21 protein-coding genes are annotated in these 22,355 nt (G+C 38.5%); 13 read left to right on the top strand and 8 right to left on the bottom strand.

The window, feature by feature from the left end; translation table 11 throughout:
• Positions 1-69 precede the first annotated feature (69 nt).
• On the bottom strand, positions 70-267 hold the full coding sequence (locus F0919_RS05020; protein ID WP_150031613.1) for a hypothetical protein: 198 nt from the start codon (positions 265-267) through the stop codon (positions 70-72).
• A 231-nt stretch (positions 268-498) separates the two neighbouring features.
• Positions 499-753, bottom strand: a complete 255-nt coding sequence (locus F0919_RS05015; protein ID WP_150031612.1) for a hypothetical protein — start codon at positions 751-753, stop codon at positions 499-501.
• 147 nt (positions 754-900) lie between these two features.
• Between F0919_RS05015 and F0919_RS05010 the strand changes: the two genes are divergently transcribed.
• The 7 genes from F0919_RS05010 (at position 901) to plsX (ending at position 5,952) form a co-directional block, all read left to right on the top strand.
• Positions 901-1,122, top strand: a complete 222-nt coding sequence (locus tag F0919_RS05010; protein WP_150031611.1) for a hypothetical protein — start codon at positions 901-903, stop codon at positions 1,120-1,122.
• A 907-nt stretch (positions 1,123-2,029) separates the two neighbouring features.
• Entirely contained in the window at positions 2,030-2,176 is a 147-nt protein-coding gene (locus F0919_RS05005; protein WP_216629368.1) for a hypothetical protein, read from the top strand.
• A gap of 172 nt (positions 2,177-2,348) precedes the next feature.
• A complete protein-coding gene (locus tag F0919_RS05000; protein WP_150031609.1) occupies positions 2,349-3,251 on the top strand; it encodes a DUF58 domain-containing protein in 903 nt (300 codons plus the stop codon).
• 143 nt (positions 3,252-3,394) lie between these two features.
• Positions 3,395-3,808 (top strand): GxxExxY protein, encoded by a 414-nt coding sequence (locus tag F0919_RS04995; RefSeq protein WP_190277266.1) that lies wholly within the window; start codon positions 3,395-3,397, stop codon positions 3,806-3,808.
• A 183-nt stretch (positions 3,809-3,991) separates the two neighbouring features.
• Positions 3,992-4,558 carry a YceD family protein gene (locus tag F0919_RS04990; RefSeq protein ID WP_150031607.1) on the top strand — a complete coding sequence of 189 codons (567 nt, stop codon included), beginning with the start codon at positions 3,992-3,994 and terminating at the stop codon, positions 4,556-4,558.
• A 92-nt stretch (positions 4,559-4,650) separates the two neighbouring features.
• Complete coding sequence (rpmF, locus tag F0919_RS04985) at positions 4,651-4,863, top strand: 50S ribosomal protein L32 (RefSeq protein ID WP_150031606.1); 213 nt, start codon at positions 4,651-4,653, stop codon at positions 4,861-4,863.
• A gap of 117 nt (positions 4,864-4,980) precedes the next feature.
• Positions 4,981-5,952, top strand: coding sequence for a phosphate acyltransferase PlsX (gene plsX, locus F0919_RS04980; RefSeq protein WP_150031605.1), 972 nt, complete (start codon positions 4,981-4,983; stop codon positions 5,950-5,952).
• A 41-nt stretch (positions 5,953-5,993) separates the two neighbouring features.
• On the opposite strand, the gene F0919_RS04975 is transcribed toward plsX, so the two are convergent.
• Positions 5,994-6,497 carry a hypothetical protein gene (locus F0919_RS04975; protein ID WP_150031604.1) on the bottom strand — a complete coding sequence of 168 codons (504 nt, stop codon included), beginning with the start codon at positions 6,495-6,497 and terminating at the stop codon, positions 5,994-5,996.
• Between the two features lie 68 nt (positions 6,498-6,565).
• Positions 6,566-7,063: a GNAT family N-acetyltransferase gene (locus tag F0919_RS04970; RefSeq protein ID WP_150031603.1), complete on the bottom strand. Its 498-nt coding sequence runs from the start codon at positions 7,061-7,063 to the stop codon at positions 6,566-6,568.
• Positions 7,064-7,186: 123 nt separating this feature from the next.
• On the opposite strand from F0919_RS04970, the gene F0919_RS04965 reads away from it, so the two are divergent.
• On the top strand, positions 7,187-9,721 hold the full coding sequence (locus tag F0919_RS04965) for an AsmA family protein (protein ID WP_150031602.1): 2,535 nt from the start codon (positions 7,187-7,189) through the stop codon (positions 9,719-9,721).
• 71 nt (positions 9,722-9,792) lie between these two features.
• Here F0919_RS04965 and F0919_RS04960 read toward each other — a convergent pair whose 3' ends face one another.
• Positions 9,793-10,680 (bottom strand): N-acetylmuramoyl-L-alanine amidase family protein, encoded by an 888-nt coding sequence (locus F0919_RS04960; protein ID WP_150031601.1) that lies wholly within the window; start codon positions 10,678-10,680, stop codon positions 9,793-9,795.
• A gap of 255 nt (positions 10,681-10,935) precedes the next feature.
• Between F0919_RS04960 and F0919_RS04955 the strand changes: the two genes are divergently transcribed.
• Positions 10,936-13,572, top strand: a complete 2,637-nt coding sequence (locus F0919_RS04955; protein WP_150031600.1) for a putative LPS assembly protein LptD — start codon at positions 10,936-10,938, stop codon at positions 13,570-13,572.
• Between the two features lie 571 nt (positions 13,573-14,143).
• On the opposite strand, the gene carB is transcribed toward F0919_RS04955, so the two are convergent.
• Entirely contained in the window at positions 14,144-15,805 is a 1,662-nt protein-coding gene (gene carB, locus F0919_RS04950; RefSeq protein ID WP_150031599.1) for a carbamoyl-phosphate synthase large subunit, read from the bottom strand.
• Between the two features lie 237 nt (positions 15,806-16,042).
• Positions 16,043-16,897, bottom strand: a complete 855-nt coding sequence (locus tag F0919_RS04945) for an energy transducer TonB (RefSeq protein WP_150031598.1) — start codon at positions 16,895-16,897, stop codon at positions 16,043-16,045.
• Positions 16,898-17,107: 210 nt separating this feature from the next.
• Between F0919_RS04945 and nadC the strand changes: the two genes are divergently transcribed.
• Positions 17,108-17,950, top strand: coding sequence for a carboxylating nicotinate-nucleotide diphosphorylase (gene nadC / locus F0919_RS04940; RefSeq protein WP_150031597.1), 843 nt, complete (start codon positions 17,108-17,110; stop codon positions 17,948-17,950).
• Between the two features lie 9 nt (positions 17,951-17,959).
• A complete protein-coding gene (locus tag F0919_RS04935) occupies positions 17,960-18,832 on the top strand; it encodes a diacylglycerol/lipid kinase family protein (RefSeq protein WP_150031596.1) in 873 nt (290 codons plus the stop codon).
• 12 nt (positions 18,833-18,844) lie between these two features.
• Here F0919_RS04935 and F0919_RS04930 read toward each other — a convergent pair whose 3' ends face one another.
• Positions 18,845-20,017 (bottom strand): TlpA disulfide reductase family protein, encoded by a 1,173-nt coding sequence (locus F0919_RS04930; RefSeq protein ID WP_150031595.1) that lies wholly within the window; start codon positions 20,015-20,017, stop codon positions 18,845-18,847.
• 383 nt (positions 20,018-20,400) lie between these two features.
• On the opposite strand from F0919_RS04930, the gene F0919_RS04925 reads away from it, so the two are divergent.
• Complete coding sequence (locus F0919_RS04925) at positions 20,401-21,489, top strand: Ldh family oxidoreductase (RefSeq protein WP_150031594.1); 1,089 nt, start codon at positions 20,401-20,403, stop codon at positions 21,487-21,489.
• A gap of 3 nt (positions 21,490-21,492) precedes the next feature.
• Positions 21,493-22,323, top strand: a complete 831-nt coding sequence (gene folP / locus F0919_RS04920) for a dihydropteroate synthase (RefSeq protein WP_150031593.1) — start codon at positions 21,493-21,495, stop codon at positions 22,321-22,323.
• Positions 22,324-22,355 lie beyond the last annotated feature (32 nt).

Below are 22,355 nucleotides of genomic sequence, written 5' to 3'. Positions count from 1 at the left end.
AAGACCGCTAAAGCAGTACAAAAGTATTAAAATTAACTATTGCTAAAGTGAAACAAATCACAAATAAAATCATTCACCTTTGTTCTTGGCAGCGCAAAGCAATATATCGTTCTGTAGTTGTTCTTTATCTGCTTGGGTCATTTCACCATGAAGAAACGTAAAATATGTCTGACCATGTTTAATCGCATCATCTACCATTCCATTCCTGAGAACATCCTGATACTGATTATACAATAACTCTAATTGGACATTTTTTTCTTCTGACATAACCCTTGATGTATTGTAGATTCCTCACTAATCCGACCCTACTTGTGTTACAAATATAAATAACTTAATAATTCAATTTTATTTTTCCAATAGAAAATTCAAAAGGGTGCCTAATAAGCACCCTTTGAATCGAAACGTCAACATTCTATGAAAAAGAAACTGTTCATAATACAACATGACAGCTTCAATTAAGTTCCTGCGTATTGCATCTATTGTGAAAGGTTTGTGCTTTCAAATAACCGATTCATCAATGCTGCCTTTCAACTCGTAATTCTCAAGCAACCCGATAATATATTCTATCACCTCCGGAGGAAACAAGAAAGCCATTCCCTTCTTTGTCCAACCTACCTCGGACTTCTCCAGCATCATATAATAACCATCCACACTCACTGGATACACTTTCCTATCTTCGGAATATTGTGCCTCAAAAATCTCCAGTAATGTCACACCTTCAATGGGGTTTGACTTAACAAGTAACAGTTTCATCAAATAAATAAGATGCGTTTTTTTGTAGGGAACATTGTAATTGTCTTTCAATCAGCAAAATAGTAAATTATTGCTTTACTGCAACCCTTAATGCATTGCTTCTTATTCTCACCATAAGAAAGAGCTTGACAACTTAATATATAACCCATGAAATATTTAGTCCTATTCGAAGAGTTTGATAATCCGCTCTGCAAGCCTATCGAAGACCCAATCTTACTTAAAACAACAAGTAAAGACACTAAAGATGATGAGCTTACTGAGGAAGAAGAGGAAGCAGCCAATGATAGATTTTTCAGGCAACACAATATCGGGCACGAAGACTGGGCAATAAGGAAGAGTACGAAGAATGCTAAATATAGAGCCTTGTAAGTGCAGCAGTAGAAAAAAGAAAGAAAGTTAATTAAGATATTTTACTCATGGCGCAGCTATATATAACAAAAGGGCTTATCATTATGAGCCCTTTTGTTATTCTTAACTTTTGCATCAAACTAATAAACAACATCCGAATATAGTAATTTTCGTGCAGATTGGTATATGAAAATTACACAGTTAGGTCAGTCATGCACATAATATTGTTTTTTTTGAACTTTCAAATTTGCTAAATGTCTTTGTAGATTAACTATTTCTAATGAAACCTTGTTGCTGGATTAAGTACAATCATCACATTTATTCGTCCGAAGAATTTTTAAGGGTGTTTAAAGGTGTGAAGGTAGCAGTTTCAGATATTGAATTTATTGACCCATATAAAGTACTTTTTACCCTACAGGAATTAGCCGCAGACTGTAAGTGCCCAAACAAAAAGAGTTATTTTGAAAATAAGATAAAGCTTTTACAGGAGAGGTTGAGAAAATTCGAAAAAGAGTAAGTCAATATTTTATATTCTTCCCCAAAGATTAATCTCCACGTTTTTACAATCCATTTTGTATCTTATAAATTCAAAAACAAGCATAGCTAAATACAGCATTATAACTAACATAATATACCAATTACGGTCCTCATTGTGACAGAATAAGAACAAAACAATAATGCTTAAAAGAGCCAATATGCTATAAATGATTGAAAGCTTGATACCTCTACTGCGGTATTTTTTCAATTCCTTTACTTTAGCTTTTGAAAACTTTTCTTCGTAATTCATAATAATTCCTGTTATACAAATATAATGTTTCCTGTCACTTTTTACAGCTACTGAAAAGAGCCTATCAACTTTAATATATAACTCATGAAGTATTTAATTCTATTCGAGGAATTTGAAGACCATAGGAAAACCTTCCATAAAATGTCACGCGAAGAATTTGAAGAGTACAAGAAGAAGCATGAATTGACCGATGAGCAAATGGATGGACTCGAAGAACTAAACAAAAAATATGGCCTCGGCTTTGATAGCGAGTTCACTAAAATGGATGTCAAGGTCAGGTGTATGTAACGATTCTGTAGAATGTAGAGTTAACCGTTGGCAGTAGATTGTAACGGTTGGCATTTACCAAGTAACCCTTGACACCCATATATGAACTTCTAAAAACACTTTTAAATAGAAGCTCACTTTATAAGTTGGATGCTTTTTGTTCCCTAAGCCCAAAATTCCTTACCTTTATTTCATGACTATTATTCCTCAGCAATCCACCATCGAGAATCTGGAGCTTATTGCCCGTCAGGTGGTGGAAGGTTTTATTATAGGTCTTCATAAAAGCCCTTTTCATGGGTTTTCAGTAGAATTTGCAGAGCATAGGTTGTACAATCAGGGCGATAACCTGAAATATGTGGATTGGAAAGTTTATGGGCGGAATGATAAAATGTTTGTAAAGAAGTTTGAAGAAGAAACCAATCTACGTTGTTATATAGCATTAGATACTTCGGCTTCTATGTTTTTTCCTGAAACAGGAACAACAAAACTTCAATATTCCTGTGTTGCGGCGGCTTGTTTGCTTCATCTTTTTAAAAAACAACTGGATGCAGGGGCTTTGGCTTTTTTTGATGAAGGGCTAAATGAACTGACTAATGCAAAATCAAGTTCAAGACATTTCAGAACCTTAATGACGGAACTCGAAAAAGTATTGCACCAAAAAAATCAGGGAAAGAAAACGGATACGGCTGCGGCTTTACATCAGTTGGCTGACAGAATTCATCAGCGTTCTCTGGTAATTATATTCAGCGATATGCCCGATGCATCAGAAAATGGAGAGGCATTGTTGTCGGCTTTGCAACATTTACGTTACAATAAGCATGAAGTTATTCTGTTTCATGTGGTTGATGGCAAGAAGGAACTGGAATTTGATTTTGAAAACCGTCCTTATGAATTTGTGGATATGGAAACCAATGAAGTATTGAAAATCAATCCAACTGATATTAAAGAAGCTTATATTTCAAAAATGACAGCTTACAGAAAACGGCTTGAAAATCACTGCCAGCAAAACAGGATCGATCTGATAACCTGCGATATGGGCGAACCCGTTGAGCAAGTTTTGAATCGCTATTTATTAAAGCGAAATAAAATGATGTAATTTTTGTTCATTGCAATTTATGGAGAAATAAAAACATGTATTAATTGAACACATAGATACATAGATTTTTATGAGTTTGATTAGGTAGGAGTAGGGGCGCAGTAGTAAGAGCTTTCGCTCTGTCTTATATAAAACTTGGTATAATGGTTACTAAAAAGTATTTGGATGAACTTACGTATTCTGTAATTGGTGCAGCCATTGAAGTACATAAAACCATGGGTAGAGGATTGTTGGAAAGCATTTATCATCAATGCTTAATAGTAGAACTAAGACAAAGAAATATAAATTTTCAAACAGAATTACTTATACCTTTTAAATATAAAGAAACACCAATTAATCTGAATCTTAGATGTGACTTATTTATTGAAAAGTGTTTGGTTGTGGAATTAAAATCTGTTGGTGAGATGTCGAATATATTTGAAGCGCAATTGCTCTCCTATATGAAACTACTGCAATCTCCAAAAGGTATTTTAATAAATTTTAATTGTGCTAATATTTTTAAAGATGGACAAAAAACGTTTGTAAATCAATATTATAATCAATTACTTGATTTATAATCCTATGTTTCTATGTGTTTAATTCAATTCTCTAACGATATCAAGAAAAATATTTTCTAATTAAAATGTGATAGAACAATAAAAACGCTTACCTTTGCAGCCCGAATTTAAGTTTACGGATAGACTGCAATGGTTTGCAGGATGTTATAATATTTTGAATCGGAAACGCTAAAAGCTTTATTAATGAAGTTTCATCGTGAATTTGAGATTCCCTGGTTAGGTTTAAAAGACGGGCTGCATGAATACCGTTTCGAGGTTACAGATAAAGTAATCGAAGAATTGGGCCATGAACATCCTGATTTTGAAAACCTGGATGCAACGGTGGTATTGAAACTGGATAAACATTCAGGCTTTTTGCAATTGCACTTTGATATTGATGGTTCGATGGATGTGGCTTGTGACCGTTGCGGAGATCCTTTTTCCATGCGCCTTTGGGATGAATTTGACCTTATTGTGAAATTTACCGGAGAGCACGAGGAAGAAAACGGAGAAGATGAAGACGAAGCTGACATTGTATTTGTGCCAAGAAGCGAAACCATTCTGGATGTTTCAACTTATGTGTACGAATTTATCATGTTGAGTATGCCATTGCAGCATATTCATCCGGATAAGGCAGACGGGACGTCAGGTTGTAATCCGGAAGCATTGAAATTGCTGAGTAAAATGAGTGGTGGAGAAGAAGTAAGAAAAACTTTGTGGTCAGGTCTGGACAAATTCAAGGATTTAGACACACCTGAGAACAAGAATTAGATTATCCGTTCCTTTTTCCGGAAATTGAAAAGCCGGTTATTGGAATTTGAATATTACCTGAATTTTTATTTTTTAATTTTTAATTATATTTTATGCCTAATCCTAAACGTCGCCATTCGGCGCAAAGAGGCGCTAAACGTCGTACGCATTACAAAGCTGTAGCTGCAACTATCAGCACAGACGCAGTAACAGGAGAAGCTCACTTACGTCACCGTGCGCATTGGAGCGAAGGAAAATTAGTGTACAAAGGTAAAGTCGTTATCGACAACACTCCTGCAGAAGAAACAGGATCAACAGCAGAATAACGTAAACTTAATAGTCGGCAAGTTATAAAAAGCATGGTCTTGTTCGCAGGAACCATATATATTGTATAACTTGCCGGCAATTTCCTCTCTGTCCTTAACTGGCATTAGCGTAACTAAATGAAAATAGGGATTGATATTATGGGTGGTGACTTCGCCCCCGAAGAAGCAATCAAAGGCGTACTGGCATACTTGGCATCTCATTCCGATTCAGGAATCGGTGTGCATTTTGTATTGATAGGCAGTCCGGATATTGCAGCACCTTATCTTTCATTACTGGATGGCTATCAAAGCCATTTCACATTAGTTCCTGCTGCCACGGTTATCGACATGCACGAACATCCTACCAAAGCTTTAAAGGAGAAACAAGATTCCAGTATTGCTATTGGTTTCGGGTTACTTCAAATGGGCAAAATTGATGCTTTCTTCAGCGCAGGTAACACCGGTGCCATGTTAGTAGGCGCCATGTACACTGTTAAAGCTATTCCCGGCGTACTTCGCCCGACAATTGCTTCTCCTATCCCAAAACTTGACGGTAAATTCAACTTTTTGCTGGACGTAGGCGCCAATGCAGATTGTAAGCCGGAACATCTGGTTCAATTTGCGGTAATGGGCTCGCTTTATGCAAAGCATGTTCTGAAACTGGAAAATCCAAGAGTAGGATTATTGAATTTGGGAGAAGAAGAGGGCAAAGGCAATATCCTTGCACAAACTACTTATCCATTATTGAAGCAGCATTCCGGTATTAATTTTAAAGGAAATGTGGAAGGTCGTGATCTTTTTCTGGACAATTGCGATGTAATTGTTTGCGAAGGATTTACAGGAAATATTGCCTTGAAAGTAGCCGAATCTATTTATAATATCTTCACCGACAGCCGTAAGATTCAGGATGAATTCCTGGATCAGTTTAACTACGAAATTTACGGCGGAACACCGATTCTTGGCGTTAACGCCCCGGTATTGATCGGTCATGGGATTTCCAACGCAAGAGCCTTTAAATCAAGTATTGAAAGCGCTATTAATCTTGTAGAATCCAACTTCACCAATATTCTTAAAGAATCTTTTGCCGAGAATTCTTCCGGCGCAGCTTAATTTAACTATAATAGTTTTAACTGAAAAGCATTACAGCGTCATTATTGATAAGACATCATTAATGAAATATAATAATTTGCGCAGTGTAATGAACTCATCAATAATATTTCTTTATTAGAAAAATTCTCGAAGATGTCAGATGACGTTAGCTGATATTCATAATTCATATTATTCCATTTCAGATTCGGTTTCATAACTAAAAGTTCATTTCCTTCCTGATCTATAAGTATGAATGATTCTTTAAAAATACCTCTATGTTTAAAAATGTAATCCTTCTCAAGGTTGTTAAAATAAGTTTGTATTATAATTTCCCCATTCCAATTCATTTTGAATTTTAGTAACACCTTCTCTCCCTCCTTAAGTTCAATCGTTGTCCCCCAAAAGCCTTTCGGTTCAAATTTGTAGTTTGGGTTATTTGTAATTTCTATTACGGCATTAAACTTAAACCAACTTTTGTAAGAAAGTTTACCAATTAATTTGCCATCCTTTGTTAAATCAAAAGATAAAGAATTTGTAGATTTTGCCTGATATGCGCTTACTGTCATTATAATTTATTGAGTGCTTTTACACATAATATCAAATATGCACTCGGCAATATAAATATACTTTTATTTTACAAATCAATGCTCATTACGTAATCATTCATAAAGTAACCGTTACCTATTTCCACATCTACTTCCTCTGCTATTTGCATTCCCAGTTTTTTGTAAAAGTCTGCAGCTTTATTATACCTGTTCACATTTAGTATCAGCTTTTGCTGGCCTGCTTTAGTTGTTTCCTCCTTCACTGTTTCAAACAATTTTTTGCCCAGTTGCATGCCCTGCATATCAGGCAGGACATATATTTTGTGCAGTTTGCAAACGCCGTCAGGTTTGTAATTGTTTTGATAACCTGCGAAGCCAACCGGTTTTCCTTCAAGAAGAATCAATAGAAAAATATGGCCTTCTTTAAATTGCTCTTCCAATACTTCGGTAGAATACATCATATCAAGCATATAATCCATTTGTGCTTCAGAAAGGATATGCCGGTATGTAGGTTTCCATATTTGCTGTATCAGCGATTGTATAATTACAATATCTTCCGTCGTTGCTCTTGTGATAGAAATTTGCATAAGGCAAATATACAAACAGGTGGTTTTGATTAAGCTAATAAATTTATTATCAAACTAAAAGCGCTTTTCGGACGTTATATGCTGAATATTACTTAAATTACTTTGTAATTAACCCCAAACTTTATGCCATCAGCCAATAAAAGGCAACTGCTTATAAGAGGCAAAGAAAAATATAAAGGCTTGCCTCGCTGGGCAAAAGTTATCATAATTACATTGATGTCGTTTTTGATATTGCTTGTAATTGCATGGTTTGTTTTATCCTGGTATATCAATAACCACAAGAAAGAAATTTTAGCCAAAATTACCACTTCTGTCAGCGAAAGCATGGAAGGTAATTTTCATATTAATGATATAGAACCCGCACTGCTGCAAAATTTTCCGAGTATTTCAGTCCGTTTAAAAGGTGTTACATTAAGCGATAGTTTATATTACAAACATAAGAAGAACACCCTGGAGCTTGGTTCTGTTTATATCTCCCTCAATTTATTTTCGCTTATTACCAGGCATCCTGAAATAAATAAGGTTACAATCGAAGACGGCACCGTTTATTTATTTCATGATTATAATTACGGCAATGCCTATCTTTTTAATGCCAAGAAAAAGCAAAGCAATAAAAAAGGCGGCAAGCAGCCGGACATAAATAAATTCGGCATAGAGAACGTATTGTTTGTTTACGATTTTTATGACAGGAACAAACAGTTCAAGATTGGTGTAAGCGACATTCAGGGTGTTATTCATCGCGATGGCGATATATGGAATATCAAAGCTGATACAAGAGTGCATTTTTACCAGATGGCTTTCAATCTCGAGAAAGGCGGCTTTCTTAAATCAAAAGATTTGGAGGGTGATTTGGATATTAAATTTAATACCAAAACGAAAAGCCTTCAGCTGCCTAAGCAATATATTAAAGTAAACGGCACAAAAATAAAAGCCGGTGTTGTGTTCAATTTCGGCGCAAAACCCATCGATTATTCTTTTGATATTGATGCACCTTCCATCGGCTTTAAAGAAGGCGTTTCTTATTTGTCTGACAGCATTGCTTCAAAACTTGACAGCTTTGATTTTGATAAAAACATTGCCGTCAAAGTCATGATAAACGGTTCTTTTCAATATCCGGATACGCCATTGGTACGTGCTTATTTTCAAACCGAAGATAACGCGTTGCGCACAAGCTATGGTAAATTTCTGGACACAAAACTGAAAGGTAATTTTACCAATTTAGTTTATAAGGACAGAGGTAAAACGGATGACAATTCTGCCGTTACCATTACCGGATTTAAAGGTGAAATCATGAAGATTCCGGTTGTGGTAGACTCATTTGCTTTGTACGGTTTAATTAATCCTTTTATAACAGTAAGGATGAAATCTAAATTCGATGTAACAAATCTCAATTCCATAATAGGCAATACATTCAGTTTTGAATCGGGTACAGCCGATTTGAATATAAAATACGATGGCCCCGTTGTAAGCACTGATAATTTTCAGCATTCGCTTTTTGGACATGTCATAGTGAAAGATGCTGCATTTACCTATGGGCCCCGCAACCTGAGTTTTAAGAAATGCAATATCAATATTGATTTTCTGGGACAGGACTTAGTGCTAAGCAACACTTCTTTGTACACTAAAAACAGCGCATTCAATATTCAGGGCATAGCTCGTAATTTCCTGAATATTTATTTGCTTGATCCGGGTAAAGTTGCTTTTATCTGGAATGTTAACAGCAGCCATATAGACCTCAATGATTTTAAATCTTTCCTTGCACCGAAGGCGAAATCGCCAAAAAGTAATCAGAAACAGGATAATAACAAGACTGCCAGGATTTCGCAGGGATTTTCAACTATGCTGCAACAAAGTAATATGCAATTGCATGTCAACGTAAAGCAACTGCAGTATAATCATTTCTCTGCAGGAAATATTTTGGGAGACGTGACTTTGACCGACAATGAAATGAGCTTTAAGAATGTAAGCCTGAATCATGCAGGTGGCAGCCTTTCGGCTAATGTTACTACAAATACTTCCGGTAATCTGACGCCCTTTCAATTACAGGGAACAATTACCAATGTGAAGATTGATAAATTGTTTTATGCCTTTGATAACTTCGGACAAACCACTTTAAGTCCGCAAAACCTGGCAGGGTCTTTATCTGCTGATATTAATGTAAAAGGCCTGCTGAATGCAGACGGCTCTTTACGTCAAAGGTCGATGGCAGGTAAGGTTTCTTTTAAATTAAAGAACGGCGAACTTAACAATTTCAAACCTTTGGAAACAATACAAAAGTTCATTTTTAAGAAACGAAACCTGTCGCATGTAACTTTCGACGAACTGAAAAACGATTTAGAGATTTACGATGGTAAAATCAAAATAAATCCGATGACCATTCTTTCCAGTGCTGCTATTATCCACACCGAAGGCGTATATGCTTTCCAGCGTGGCACTGATATAAGCATTGTGCTTCCATTACGTAATCCTGAAAAAGATAAAGAACTGATTGCGCAAGGCAAAGTCCCTAAACTCAATAAAGGTATTGTACTTTATCTGCGTGCAAGAGACGATGATGCAGGTAATGTGAAAATTTCCTGGGATCCTTTAAAGAAAGGCCTTTCAAAAGATCAGACAAAAGATGAAAATGCTTCTGATGACGATGTACATCAGGAATAATGTTTCCTTCCGGATAAAATAAACCCCGTCAGCTTCAATGCTGACGGGGTTTATTATCAGAAACGGGAATCTTATCTACCTCTTCCCTCAAGCGATTCTTTATAAGATTTGATAGCCCTGTATAAGCACATTGCAATTTCATTCTGCCCTTCTTGTGAATTCAGGTAATCTTCCTCATCCGGATTATTAATGAAGCCGATTTCGGTAAGAACGCCCGGCATGGTACTATTTGCCAAAACCTGAAGGCTCATTTGTTTTACACCCAAATCATTACGGCCTATTCCGGCGTATTGTGCCTGTAGCTTCCCGCCAAATGTTACGCTTTTTCCTAAAAATGCCTGCGAATACTGTGCTATCAGAATAGAGGTCATCGGATCATCTTTATCCAGCAAGCCGGGTTCGTCCGTAACGGTTTCAGCATATTCGCCTATAGCTTTTTCTTTTTCATCCTTCGCACGTTTCAAACCCAATACATACGTTTCGGTTCCGCTTGTAGAAGTTTCACGATGAATGATTGTTTTATAAACCGGTACGGTTCTTTTCTTTTTACCCTTGCCTACCTTTTTAGTGCCTACTTGTATCTGCTCTCTTCTGCCTGCAGTAGAATTTACGTGAATAGCCAGGAAAAAATCGCCATTTGCCCTGTTACCAATAGGCCCGCGCTCTTTCAGATCAATAAAATCATCTGTCCTCCTGGTATAAATCACATTCAACTGCGGCATGCTGTCTTTCAATATCTTGCCAAGCCTTAATACAACCGCCAGCGTAATATCCTTCTCGTTCGAATATTTTCCCCTTGCGCCCGGGTCTTTGCCGCCGTGGCCCGCATCCAGAACTATTGTCTTTAATGTCTTGGTGGCCTGAGCATTTATAGTTCCGGAAAACATCAGGAAAGAAAGGGCAATTGTACTTATCTTTAATGTGATCTGGCTTCTTCTCAGTGCATTCAATGATATCATTCGCTTTTCTTTTGTTTATTGGATGATTTTTTAAAATCTATTGCTAATCGTAAAATATTTTACCCTTTTCTCTGTTTAATTGTTGGAAAACTTGCAAATTAATTTTTTTATCAAAAAAATCCTCAGAAAATACTGTTTACGCTAAAAAAACTCTACATACTTTTGCACCGTTAAATGAGCAGCTCTATTAGATATTCCATTTACTATTTCAAAAAAAACCTGCGAGTACTCTTTGTATTCATCTTTTCTTTATGGATGAATACAAATTTGCATGCGCAGGAGCAAAAGGAGCATAGAGATTCTGTAAACATTCCCGACAAGGGAATTACATTGAGCGGAGACAGCCTTAGCCTCGGAAACCTCGATGGCGTTCCTAAAGATAGTACCAATACCCCCAAAGAAGCCTCGGTCGAAGCAAAGGAAAAAGAATTAGGCATTAAGATTGCAAAAGATGCATTGCCTTCTGTGGTAAATACAACCGCCAAAGACTCGGCTGTTTTAAACGTAAAAGATAAAATTTTTTACCTGTATGGCGATGCAAAAGCCAATTACGAAGATCTGGAAATAAAATCGGGCGTATTGGTTTTTTATCAGAAAGAAAATATGCTTTGGGCGATTCCTGTTTTAGATACTGCCGGTAAAAAAATATCGGTTCAGGAATTTAAACAGGGAGATCAGATTTTTACTTACGACACTTTGCGGTATAATTTTCAGAGCAAACGTGCCATAGTCAGGAATGCGCACTCCAAATACGGCGACGGCTATGTTATAAGCCAGCAAGTAAAACGTAATGCCGACGGTTCTATTTTCGGTTACAAAAGTGTTTATACCACCTGCGATTTGGATCATCCGCATTTTGGTATCCAGGCAAAGAGGATTAAAGTAATTCCTGACAGGGTTATTGCTTCCGGCCCTGCAAATCTGGAGGTAATGGATATACCTACGCCTTTATTTTTCCCCTTCGGCATGTTCCCGATTAAACAAGGGCAGCATTCGGGGTTTATTTTGCCAACCTATAACCTCGATAATTACAAAGGTATCGGCCTGCAGAATCTGGGCTACTATTTTGCTATCAGCGACCATCTTGGCTGGGCAACGTATGTCGATTTCTTCTCAAAAGGAAGCTGGGCTTCGCGTAACAATGTTCAGTATGCCAATCGTTATCATTACAACGGTAACTTTCAGATAAATTATAGCTATACTACAGCGGGCAGCACGAGTTATGGTGAAAGCCAACCGGGCGGCACAAGAGACTTTAATGTTGTCTGGTCACATGCAGTTGACCCGAAAGCTACCCCCAATACCACTTTTGGTGCGTCGGTGAATTTTGGTACCTCTTCCTATAACAGAATCAATCAGGTAGATTACCTCAGTAAGGTGCAAAATAGTTACGCTTCTTCCATCTCTTATGGTAAAACATGGCAGGACAAACCATATTCATTAACGGTAGCCGCAAGGCATAGCCAAAACACCAATTCAGGTGCATTGTCCATCACCCTGCCTTCTGTCAATTTCAACCTCGGGCAATTTTCTCCTTTCCAGAGAAAAGTAATGACAGGAACTCCGCGTTGGTATGAAAAAATAACGGTTAGCTATGCCGTTTCCGGAATCAATGAATACAATACTTATGATTCCCTTTTCAGCTTGAACAATATTAAGTTTAAGGATATGGATAATGCCATTAACCATACGGCAAGCATTTCCGCAACCTATAATTTGTTTCGTTTTTTCAACTGGAATATTTCCATTCCATACACAGAATACTGGAATACCAAGCAGCTTTATTTATACCCACAGCCCGACAGGAGCGTTGACAGCGTTTTAAAAACAGGTTTCTTTACGAGCAGAAGCACAAGTGTGAGTACCGGAATTTCCACACGTATTTATGGTATGAAAATGTTTAAGAGCGGAAAAATTGCGGGAATACGCCACGTGATGACGCCAAGGATAGGTCTTTCCTACACTCCGGGTTATAAACATGCACCTTTCAATTATTTATACCAGACGCAGGATTTTTACGACAGAACGACCTATAGCTCTCCTTATGCTTTCAGTCCTTTGGGCGGCCCTCCAGTCACACCCGATCCGGCGGGTTCCATAACCTTCGGACTCGATAATAACCTTCAGGTAAAAGTGCGTAATAAGGATACGGCAGGCAATGCTTCCACAAAAAATGTCAGCCTGATTGATAACTTCTCGATTAACGGATTCTACAACATGTTTGCCGATTCCTGTAATCTGTCCAATATTAACATGAGCTTCAGTACCAATATTCTGAACACGATAAATATCAGCGCAAGCGCTTTGTTTACGCCTTATGTGTATGTGGGAGGCAGGCAAACCAAACAATATTTATTGGGTGCGGGCAGAGGGCTTGCACAGATAAACAGTGCCAACCTTAGCTTCAGCATGAGTTTTCAGGGCGATAAAAAGAATGAGCAGGAACAGGAAGATGCAAAGAAAAACAGTGATGAGGTCAACAGGCTGTTGAGCAACGGCGGTTATAACAACTATTATGATTTTAATATTCCCTGGAACCTTTCTATAACCGGTGGTCTTTCTGTGGTAAGAAGGTATGATGCGACTATCGCGACAAGTACCTCAAGTATAATGACACCTACGCCCAATCTGATTTTTCGCGGTGGCTTTAACCTTACAGAACGCTGGAAAGTAACTGCCGATTTTCCGCTGCAATTTCAGGAATTTAAGAAAGTATCTATTCCCGGCGCCAACCTGGCTATTTCCAGAGATTTGCATTGCTGGCAAATGAGCCTGAATCTTGTTCCTTTTGGTACCTACCGTAGCTTCTCCTTCCTGCTTCAGGTAAAATCTGCCATGCTTCAGGATTTAAAACTGACAAGGAAGACCAGTATTTCTCCTCTGAGTTATTAATAACTTAACAGACAATGAACGCATTTTGATAGTTTTATTCTCAAAAAAGTGAATTAATTTAACTTGGATGTAAATTTAATTGTCAAATAAGTTAAATTAATTGTCAAATAAGTGAATTAAATTATCACATAAGTTAAATTAATTCACTTCTATGTAAGTGTAAGTATCAATAAAATTAATTTTAGTGTCATAAAAATTAATTTTAGTATCATAAGAGTGAATTTTAGTATCATATAAATGAAATTAATTCACTAAAATGTAAACTTAATTGTCAATAGAGTTAAATCTATTCTTAAATAAGTGAATTTTATTAATTCAAATGATAATTATAGTGTCATAAAAGTTAAATTAATTTACAAATGAGTTAATTAAATTAACAGATAAGTTAATTATATTGCCTAAAAAGTTAATTATATTACCAAATAAGTGAAATTATTTCATTTTTATGTTAATTATGGTAACAAATTTGAAACTATTATTAACGCATTTGTTTAATAGCTGAGATTTCAGATATAAATCAAAAGGGCGTAAATCGAATGATTTGCGCCCTTTTGATTTATTGATTAAAAATTTAAACGTTCGTAGCTAAAGTTTCAAAGCTGCTATAGAAATAAGGTGTTTTTGCTTCAAACTCTGCACTGCAGGTATCCACCATTTTAAATACGCGGGTTATACCTGCTGCTTTTCTTTTTTCATATACTTCTTCGGCAGTACAGTCTTTTACCGAATCGGCAATTTGTTCATCACTGAAGCCCATTTGCTTGGCTTCTCTCAATAATTCCAAAGGTAATTTATCCAGATGCTGGTAAGATTGAATTTTGCGTTCCAGATTAACAATGTCCTGAATCTGATACAGGAACCAACGATCAATCAGCGTAAGTTCGCGAATGGTCTTGATGGAAATACCGGCATCCAACGCTTCTTTGATCCTGAAAACACGATCCCATGTAGGGCGCTTCAGGTATTCCATCAGTTCTTCCGGACGCATTTTGCTGCGGCTTATAGAGCTCAGGCCGGTTGCATTGTTCTCCAGGCTTTGGCAGGCTTTTTGCAATGCTTCGGGGAATGTACGGCCAATAGCCATTACTTCGCCCACAGATTTCATTTGCAAGCCTAAAGTATCGTCTGCACCTTTGAATTTATCAAAATTCCAACGTGGCATTTTTACTATTACATAATCCAGTGCCGGTTCAAAATATGCGGAAGTTGTTTCTGTAATCTGATTTTTCAATTCATCCAGGAAATATCCTACAGCCAGTTTCGCCGCAATTTTAGCAATCGGATAACCCGTAGCTTTTGATGCCAGCGCAGAAGAACGGCTTACACGCGGATTGATTTCAATCGCAATGATTTCTTCTGTTTCAGGATTTAATGCAAATTGCACATTACAGCCACCTGCAAAGTTGCCTAAATTACGCATCATGTCAATTGCGGTATTACGCATCAACTGAAAAGCGGTATCGCTCAGCGTCATAGCAGGGGCAACGGTAATGCTGTCTCCGGTATGGATGCCCATAGGGTCAAAATTCTCTACCGTACAGATAATTACCACGTTATCATTCGCATCGCGCAATAGCTCCAATTCAAATTCTTTCCAACCCAAAACAGCTTTTTCTACCAAAACCTCGTGTATGGGCGAAGCTTTCAAACCTGCTTCCAATGCAGCTTCCAGTTCGTCTTTGTGTTTCACGAATCCGCCGCCGCTACCGCCAAGCGTGAATGAAGGGCGGATTACCAGGGGAATGCCGACTTCCTGCGCAAATTCTTTTCCTTCCAGCATAGAGTTTGCAACCCTTGCAGGTGCTACCGGAATATTCATTTCCAACATCCAGTTACGGAAAAGGTCGCGGTCTTCTGCTTTGTCAATAGCCTTTATATCCACTCCGATTAAACGTACGTTGTGCTTTTCCCATATTGCCAGTTCCTCACACTCTTTAGCAAGATTCAATGCAGTTTGCCCGCCCATTGTGGGAAGTACTGCATCAATATCATTTTCTTCCAGGATTTTATCAATGCTTTCCGGTGTCAAAGGCCACAAATAAACTTTATCTGCAACAATTGGGTCAGTCATGATAGTTGCGGGATTGGAATTGATCAGGATGACCTTTATGCCTTCTTCGCGCAAGCTGCGTGCAGCCTGGGAACCGGAATAATCAAATTCGCAAGCCTGACCGATAACAATGGGTCCTGAACCGATAATAAGTACTGATTTGATGGAAGTATCTAATGGCATTTCTGGTAAAATGTAATTTTATTAGAAAAAGAACGGAGCCGTTCGGGCGCAAAAGTACGCTAAAAAAATAATCTTTGGAAGAATGATAAATGCCGGTTTTAGAAAAGAAATCTTAAAGTGATATTATAGCATATTCAGACTGCTTATCGATAACAAAAGTCAATATCTGAAATCTTCCGGTAAAAAAACGGATGCTTTTAAAAAAGCATCCGTTTCCTGCAGATATTTTTATGAAGTCTATTTCCTTGTAGCCCTGAAATCGAAAGTAATATCGCCAAATTGTTCTGCCGGAGCGTTTGCGGATTTATTGAATTTCACACCTGATAATTTCTTTAAAGCCAATGCCCTTATGGTTGCGTTAGCCGCCCTTACGACTCTTGAGTCCGTTATGACACCATCTCTGTTTACCGTTACGTGAATCACCACCTGGCCGCCTTCCTTAAATTCTGCTTTTGGATCAGGGCGATTCACTAAACTCCTGCCTGCAATGGAAACACGCATGGAAGAACCTCCACCTGCGCCCGGTGTGCCGGTATAATTTGATGCGCCGGGTGTTCCGCCTGGCACACCCATATCGCCATTGCCGGTCCCGATGCCTTCGCTGGTGCCGGGCGTATTTTGCTGTGCGCTATTGCCGCCTTTGCCTGTAGCTCCCGGATAAACATATCTCGGTGATTGGGCAGGTGCGGTAGTGGCGGCACTGGAATTGTTATTAGAAACGGAAGGTTTCCTGTTAGTTGTATTATTAACGGGTTGTGTATTGGGCTTATTTACCGGCTTTGGATGAGTAATGTTTACCGAAGGCGCATCATTATCTTCCGTAGTATTTATTTCTTTGTCGTTACTGGCGGAAGCCGCCGCAGCGTTGGTAGCGGTAGCTGCATTGGCAGCAGCAGGGTCATCCATTGCTTCGGGCTGATCTGTGCCGGAACCATTGTCTGATGTGCCCAGATTTACTTCCATGCCCATGTCTTCCACTTTTGCTTCGGCAGGCATGGTGTATTTACATAATATAAAAATCAACAACAGCACCGTATGGATGCCTATAGTCCATGCCGCAGCTTTTGTATTCTTCTTTTGTTCAAAATTCATGAAACCAATTTTTAAAAAGATGCACTTATGATTCTGTTTCCATATTAAAGGCAATTTTCAAAATTAAACAATCTTAAGGAATCCTTGGTAATTCAGCCCTAAAGATGTTTTAAATTCCGGCATTGGACGATTAACGCATTTGCCCATCGATTTTTTGAATACAGCCGAAACAACGAATAACCTTTATCTTTGCCGTCCTAAAATAAGGCTATGGACATTACAACATTCATTGAAAGGGCTTTGGAAGAAGACGTTGCTTCTGGCGATTATTCCACACTTGCCTGTATTCCGGCAGATACAAGAGGTAAAGCCGTTCTTAAAATAAAAGAAGAAGGCATACTTGCAGGAATGGATGTTGCAGCCAGAATATTTCAATACCTGGAACCGGATGCTGTTTTCCGTGCTTATAAAAATGACGGCGAGCGTATTGTCTTTGGTGAAATTGCTTTTGATGTCGAAGCAAAGGTGCATACGATTTTAAAAGCAGAAAGGTTAGCGCTGAACTGCATGCAGCGCATGAGCGGCATAGCAACCCTGACAGATGTATATGTTGATAAAATCAGGAATTATAACACGAAAATTTTAGATACCCGTAAAACAACGCCCTTGTTCCGTTGGTTTGAAAAAGAGGCGGTTCGTATTGGCGGCGGCTACAATCACAGAATGGGGCTTTATGATATGGTAATGCTGAAAGATAACCATATTGATTATTGCGGCGGTATTGAGGCTGCTATCATAAAGACAAATGAATATCTGAAAGCAAATAACCTGGATTTGAAAATAGAAGTGGAAACGCGTTCTGTTGAAGATGTGGCGCGTGTTTTGGAAGTCGGGAATGTACACCGGATTATGCTGGATAATTATACGCCCGAACAGATTAGTAAGGCGCTGGAAATGATTGACGGGCAATATGAAACGGAAGCATCTGGTGGCATACAATTGGAGAATATTGAATCTTATGCGGCAACCGGCGTTGATTTTATTTCTGTAGGTGCATTAACACATCATGCTGTCAGTCTTGATTTGAGCTTGAAAGCAACCTTTAATTCCTGATTTTACTGAATGAAGAAAATACTTTTTATCATCAATCCCAAGTCGGGCATGGATAGGGTGAAAGCATTAAAAAGCCTGATAGACCAGAATCTGGACCATTCCATATTTGAATATAAGATAGCGCATACCGAATATGCAAAGCATGGCACTGAAATTGCCAGGCAAGGTGCTGCCGATGGATTTCATATCATCGTTGCAGTAGGTGGCGATGGTTCGGTTAACGATGTGATTGCGGGTTTGCACAATACAAATGCTGCATTGGCTATCATTCCCAAGGGTTCAGGAAATGGTCTTGCAAGAAGCATGAAGATTCCGTTGGACAGCGCGAAAGCCATCCAGTTGATAAATAAAGAGAAGAAAATTACCATTGATTTAGGTAAAGCAGACGGGAAAATATTTGTAAGTAATGCGGGCGTTGGTTTTGATGCATTGGTGGCACGTAAATTTGCCAAAAGCAACCGGCGCGGCATGGCTATTTATAGCTGGATTGTAACCAAATATTTATGGATGTACAAAGAGAAGGTCTGGCAAATAGAAGTGGACGGTACGCCCATAAAGGAGAAAGCATTTATACTTACGGTCGCAAATGCGGCGCAATTCGGCTATAATTTCAAGATTGCGCCACATGCAGATCTGCAGGATGGGTTGTTTGATATTGTAATTATAAAGAAATATCCGAAAATTTTAGGCGCTGTTATCGCCATACGTGCATTTAACGGTTCTATTCTGAAAAGCAAATATGTGCTTCATTTTAAGGGGCGAAGCATTACCATCCGCCATCCGGAACTAAGCCTTTTGCAAATGGATGGCGATGTTTATAAATGTGGTACTGAGGTGAAAATTGAAATGCAGCCCGCAAGCCTTCATGTAATAATTCCCTAAGAGGACTGAGACCTATTTTGCTGTAACCGGTTTCTCCGTTTTGTTATTGGTAGCCAGAGGTGGATTGAGTTTGTCTGATAGCGTTCTCTTTAAATCATCGCCACGCAGATTCATTGCAACGATTTTACCGGCAGGATCTATAAGAAAGTTGGATGGAATAGAACGGACACCATACACCATTGCTACTGTCGATTCCCAGCCTTTTAATTCGCTGACATGTTGCCAGGTCAAACTATCTTTCATTACAGCCTGTTGCCATTTGTCTTTTTCGCTGTCCAGTGAAATGCCGAGAACAGTGAAGTTTTTATCTTTAAATTCCTTGTAGGCTGCTACTACATTAGGGTTTTCGCCTCTGCAGGGAACACACCATGATGCCCAAAAATCAACCAGGACATACTTGCCTCTGAAATCTTTTAAAGAAATACTTTTATTATCAAGTGATGTCAATGTAAAATCAGGTGCGATGGAACCAATGCTTGGAGCTATCAGTTTAGGTTCATTGGCAGCAGCTTTTTTTACTTTTTCCTGAAATTCTATGGACAGGTTTGTCTTTTGAAACCGCTGCGGCAGATTAGCTGCAAATTTTTGCAGATAGTCTATTTCTCCTGCTTCAGACAAGAATTTGCTTGCTGCGAAAAGGGCAACGGGTAAACTTTTGGTAGTATCTGCGTAGTTTTTTATAAATGTATTCAGTACAACAGTCTTAGCTTCCAGTTCTTTTTTAACGGGCGTCAATACACTGTCAGCTGCATTGGAATTATTCATACTGTCTGTTACCATTTGCAGGGCCAGTATGTCTTTTATCGCAACAATATAATTTTTGTAGAAATTGGCTAAGCTGGTACTTCCGGGGGAATTATTGGATGTGTAGCCTTGTAAATCGTTCCAGTTGCCTTTTATATCGATTTGCTCGCCGTCAATAACAACCAGAATAAACTGATCTCCAATCCTTACACGGCAAAGTGCAGGTTCTTTGTAAATTCCGGAAAGCACAAAATGTCCTTTCTCATCAGAACGGGTAGAATCAATGCGCTGTGTTTCGTTATAACCCACTTCTTCCAGAATAATGGATTCCTTAGGCATCGCTTTAATTTCAGCCTCTAATTTAAAGTGTTTCTCGTCGTGAGAACACGATAAAAGACCGAATGATAAAGAAATAAAAAGGATCCAGTATTTGTTTTTCATGGAGGCAATTGATAAGCTGCAAACTTAATTAAAAATTGTACGAACAATTATAATTAAATGCTAAAAATACATAATAACAAAGTTAATTCAAGAAGACGCATATTTAAAAACTATATTTAGTATGCTTTAATCATTTTTAAATTATATATAGTTGTATTTAAGTTATATATATTTAGTTGATTTTTTACACAAAATGCTGATATTTTAAACAACGCACGTTTATTTTTATCCATTTTAACTGAGAATTTAAAGAAAGCGCTAATTTGCAACCTTAAACAACTACCACAATTGTACCTACATGCAAATATATGATTTTGCGAATATTATTTTTGTGTGGAAGTTAATTTTCAATTGCGCGCTTACCTGTTTGTAATTAAAAATAAATGAACAAAACGACTTTTTCTTACCGGCAATTAGAAATTTTTACCAAAGAAATTTTTTTGAAAATAGGATGTTCTGAAGCAGAAAGCAAAACGGCAACCGATGTATTGCTTTCTGCAGACCTGCGCGGTATCGATAGCCACGGAATTGCCCGTTTGACAGGTTACGTAAGGTTGTGGGAAAATAAAAGAGTAAATGCAAACCCTCAGATAAAAATTACACATGAAACCCCTTCTACTGCCGTAATTGACGGTGATGCAGGTTTGGGACTGGTGGTAGCGCCCAACGCAATGAAAGTTGCCATAGCAAAGGCACGGAATGTAGGTACGGGTTGGGTGAGTGTAGGCAACAGTAACCATTTCGGCATTGCAGGTTATCATGCCATGATGGCTTTGGAAGAAGATATGATTGGTATTGCAATGACCAATGCAAGCGCATTGGTTGCACCTACCTTTTCGGTTGAAAGAATGTTGGGAACCAACCCGATTGCTATAGCTATTCCCGCAGGGAAACAACCGGCCTTTGTAATGGATATGGCTACTACAACGGCGGCAAATGGCAAACTGGAATTATTGCAAAGGGAAAATAAAGATGCGCCTGTTGGCTGGATTCAGGATAAATACGGAGAAAATTCGCAAAATGCTGCAGAGTTGAAGGATAACGGGGCTTTATTGCCACTGGGTAGCGACAGGGAACATGGCAGCCATAAGGGTTATGCGTTAGGAAGTGTGGTAGATATTTTTTCCGCCGTATTGAGCGGCGGTTCATACGGTCCCTGGGCTCCGCCTTTCCCGGCTTATGTGCCAATGCCGGAAAATATGCCGGGTAAGGGTTTAGGTCATTTTTTCGGCGCAATGCGCATTGATGCGTTCAGAAAGGCCGACGAATTTAAAGAACATATGGATAACTGGATTACGAGATTCAGGAATGCCAGCCCGAAAAATAAGAATCAGCATGTGCTTATTCCCGGAGACCCCGAGCGGGAGACGGAAGCAATAAGACGTAAAGAAGGTATTCCTTTGTTCCCATCCGTTATTGAAGATTTGAGAATTCTTGCCGAAAAGTTACACATATCAACACATCCGTTTTAGAGCATGCTTAACCTGAACTGTAAAGGCCGGTTATTAGTTTCCGCACAACCTGTTGTGATGGGTATTCTTAACATAACGCCTGATTCGTTTTATACAAAAGGCCGGGAAAACAGCGTCGCTGAACATGTTGATAATGCAGATAAAATGATGGAGGCAGGTGCGGCAATAATTGATATTGGCGGTTTGAGCACGCGCCCCGGTGCCATCGAAATTTCTGAAACAGAAGAATCAGACCGGGTTTTACCTGTTATTGAATCCATCAAAAAAAGCTTCCCCGGATGTTTTCTTTCTATTGATACTTACAGGTCTATGGTTGCAGCGGAAGCGGTGCAGGCCGGAGCCGATATTGTAAATGATATCAGTGCCGGTAATCTGGACGGTCAGATGCTTTCAACAGTCGGTTCATTAAATGTTCCGTATATCGCAATGCATATGAAAGGAACGCCCCGGACAATGCAACAAAATGCGAATTATGATAATGTAACATTTGAAGTACTGGAGTATTTTATTGAGAAAATAAAAGCCTGTAAAGAAGCCGGCATTAAAGACATTATTCTGGATCCCGGGTTTGGTTTTGCAAAAACATCAGAGCATAACTTTCGCCTGTTAAAAGAGCTTCATACACTTAAGATACTTGAGCTGCCGGTACTGGCAGGTGTTTCAAGGAAATCGATGATTTATAAGTTATTAAAAACAAATGCTGAAAATGCATTAAACGGTACGACTGCTTTGCACATGCTGGCATTGCAACAAGGTGCAGAAATTTTACGGGTGCACGATGTGAAAGAAGCAATGGAATGCATCCGGTTGTTTACTTATTACAAAGAGGTGTAAGCTTGAAAACCGTATGATTTCAAAAAGTTTCA

It is taken from the genome of Taibaiella lutea, assembly GCF_008629695.1.
Lineage (GTDB): Bacteria > Bacteroidota > Bacteroidia > Chitinophagales > Chitinophagaceae > Taibaiella > Taibaiella lutea.
Note: the sequence above shows the minus strand (reverse complement) of the source record. Positions and strands in the feature narration are given on the sequence as shown.

What these genes read in the sequence shown, in the direction of transcription:
- F0919_RS05020 (WP_150031613.1), bottom strand. Translation starts at nt 267, where the DNA reads ATGTCAGAAGAAAAAAATGTCCAATTAGAGTTATTGTATAATCAGTAT.
- F0919_RS05015 (WP_150031612.1), bottom strand. Translation starts at nt 753, where the DNA reads ATGAAACTGTTACTTGTTAAGTCAAACCCCATTGAAGGTGTGACATTA.
- F0919_RS05010 (WP_150031611.1), top strand. Translation starts at nt 901, where the DNA reads ATGAAATATTTAGTCCTATTCGAAGAGTTTGATAATCCGCTCTGCAAG.
- F0919_RS05005 (WP_216629368.1), top strand. Translation starts at nt 2,030, where the DNA reads ATGTCACGCGAAGAATTTGAAGAGTACAAGAAGAAGCATGAATTGACC.
- F0919_RS05000 (WP_150031609.1), top strand. Translation starts at nt 2,349, where the DNA reads ATGACTATTATTCCTCAGCAATCCACCATCGAGAATCTGGAGCTTATT.
- F0919_RS04995 (WP_190277266.1), top strand. Translation starts at nt 3,395, where the DNA reads ATGGTTACTAAAAAGTATTTGGATGAACTTACGTATTCTGTAATTGGT.
- F0919_RS04990 (WP_150031607.1), top strand. Translation starts at nt 3,992, where the DNA reads ATGAAGTTTCATCGTGAATTTGAGATTCCCTGGTTAGGTTTAAAAGAC.
- rpmF (WP_150031606.1), top strand. Translation starts at nt 4,651, where the DNA reads ATGCCTAATCCTAAACGTCGCCATTCGGCGCAAAGAGGCGCTAAACGT.
- plsX (WP_150031605.1), top strand. Translation starts at nt 4,981, where the DNA reads ATGAAAATAGGGATTGATATTATGGGTGGTGACTTCGCCCCCGAAGAA.
- F0919_RS04975 (WP_150031604.1), bottom strand. Translation starts at nt 6,497, where the DNA reads ATGACAGTAAGCGCATATCAGGCAAAATCTACAAATTCTTTATCTTTT.
- F0919_RS04970 (WP_150031603.1), bottom strand. Translation starts at nt 7,063, where the DNA reads ATGCAAATTTCTATCACAAGAGCAACGACGGAAGATATTGTAATTATA.
- F0919_RS04965 (WP_150031602.1), top strand. Translation starts at nt 7,187, where the DNA reads ATGCCATCAGCCAATAAAAGGCAACTGCTTATAAGAGGCAAAGAAAAA.
- F0919_RS04960 (WP_150031601.1), bottom strand. Translation starts at nt 10,680, where the DNA reads ATGATATCATTGAATGCACTGAGAAGAAGCCAGATCACATTAAAGATA.
- F0919_RS04955 (WP_150031600.1), top strand. Translation starts at nt 10,936, where the DNA reads ATGAATACAAATTTGCATGCGCAGGAGCAAAAGGAGCATAGAGATTCT.
- carB (WP_150031599.1), bottom strand. Translation starts at nt 15,805, where the DNA reads ATGCCATTAGATACTTCCATCAAATCAGTACTTATTATCGGTTCAGGA.
- F0919_RS04945 (WP_150031598.1), bottom strand. Translation starts at nt 16,897, where the DNA reads ATGAATTTTGAACAAAAGAAGAATACAAAAGCTGCGGCATGGACTATA.
- nadC (WP_150031597.1), top strand. Translation starts at nt 17,108, where the DNA reads ATGGACATTACAACATTCATTGAAAGGGCTTTGGAAGAAGACGTTGCT.
- F0919_RS04935 (WP_150031596.1), top strand. Translation starts at nt 17,960, where the DNA reads ATGAAGAAAATACTTTTTATCATCAATCCCAAGTCGGGCATGGATAGG.
- F0919_RS04930 (WP_150031595.1), bottom strand. Translation starts at nt 20,017, where the DNA reads ATGAAAAACAAATACTGGATCCTTTTTATTTCTTTATCATTCGGTCTT.
- F0919_RS04925 (WP_150031594.1), top strand. Translation starts at nt 20,401, where the DNA reads ATGAACAAAACGACTTTTTCTTACCGGCAATTAGAAATTTTTACCAAA.
- folP (WP_150031593.1), top strand. Translation starts at nt 21,493, where the DNA reads ATGCTTAACCTGAACTGTAAAGGCCGGTTATTAGTTTCCGCACAACCT.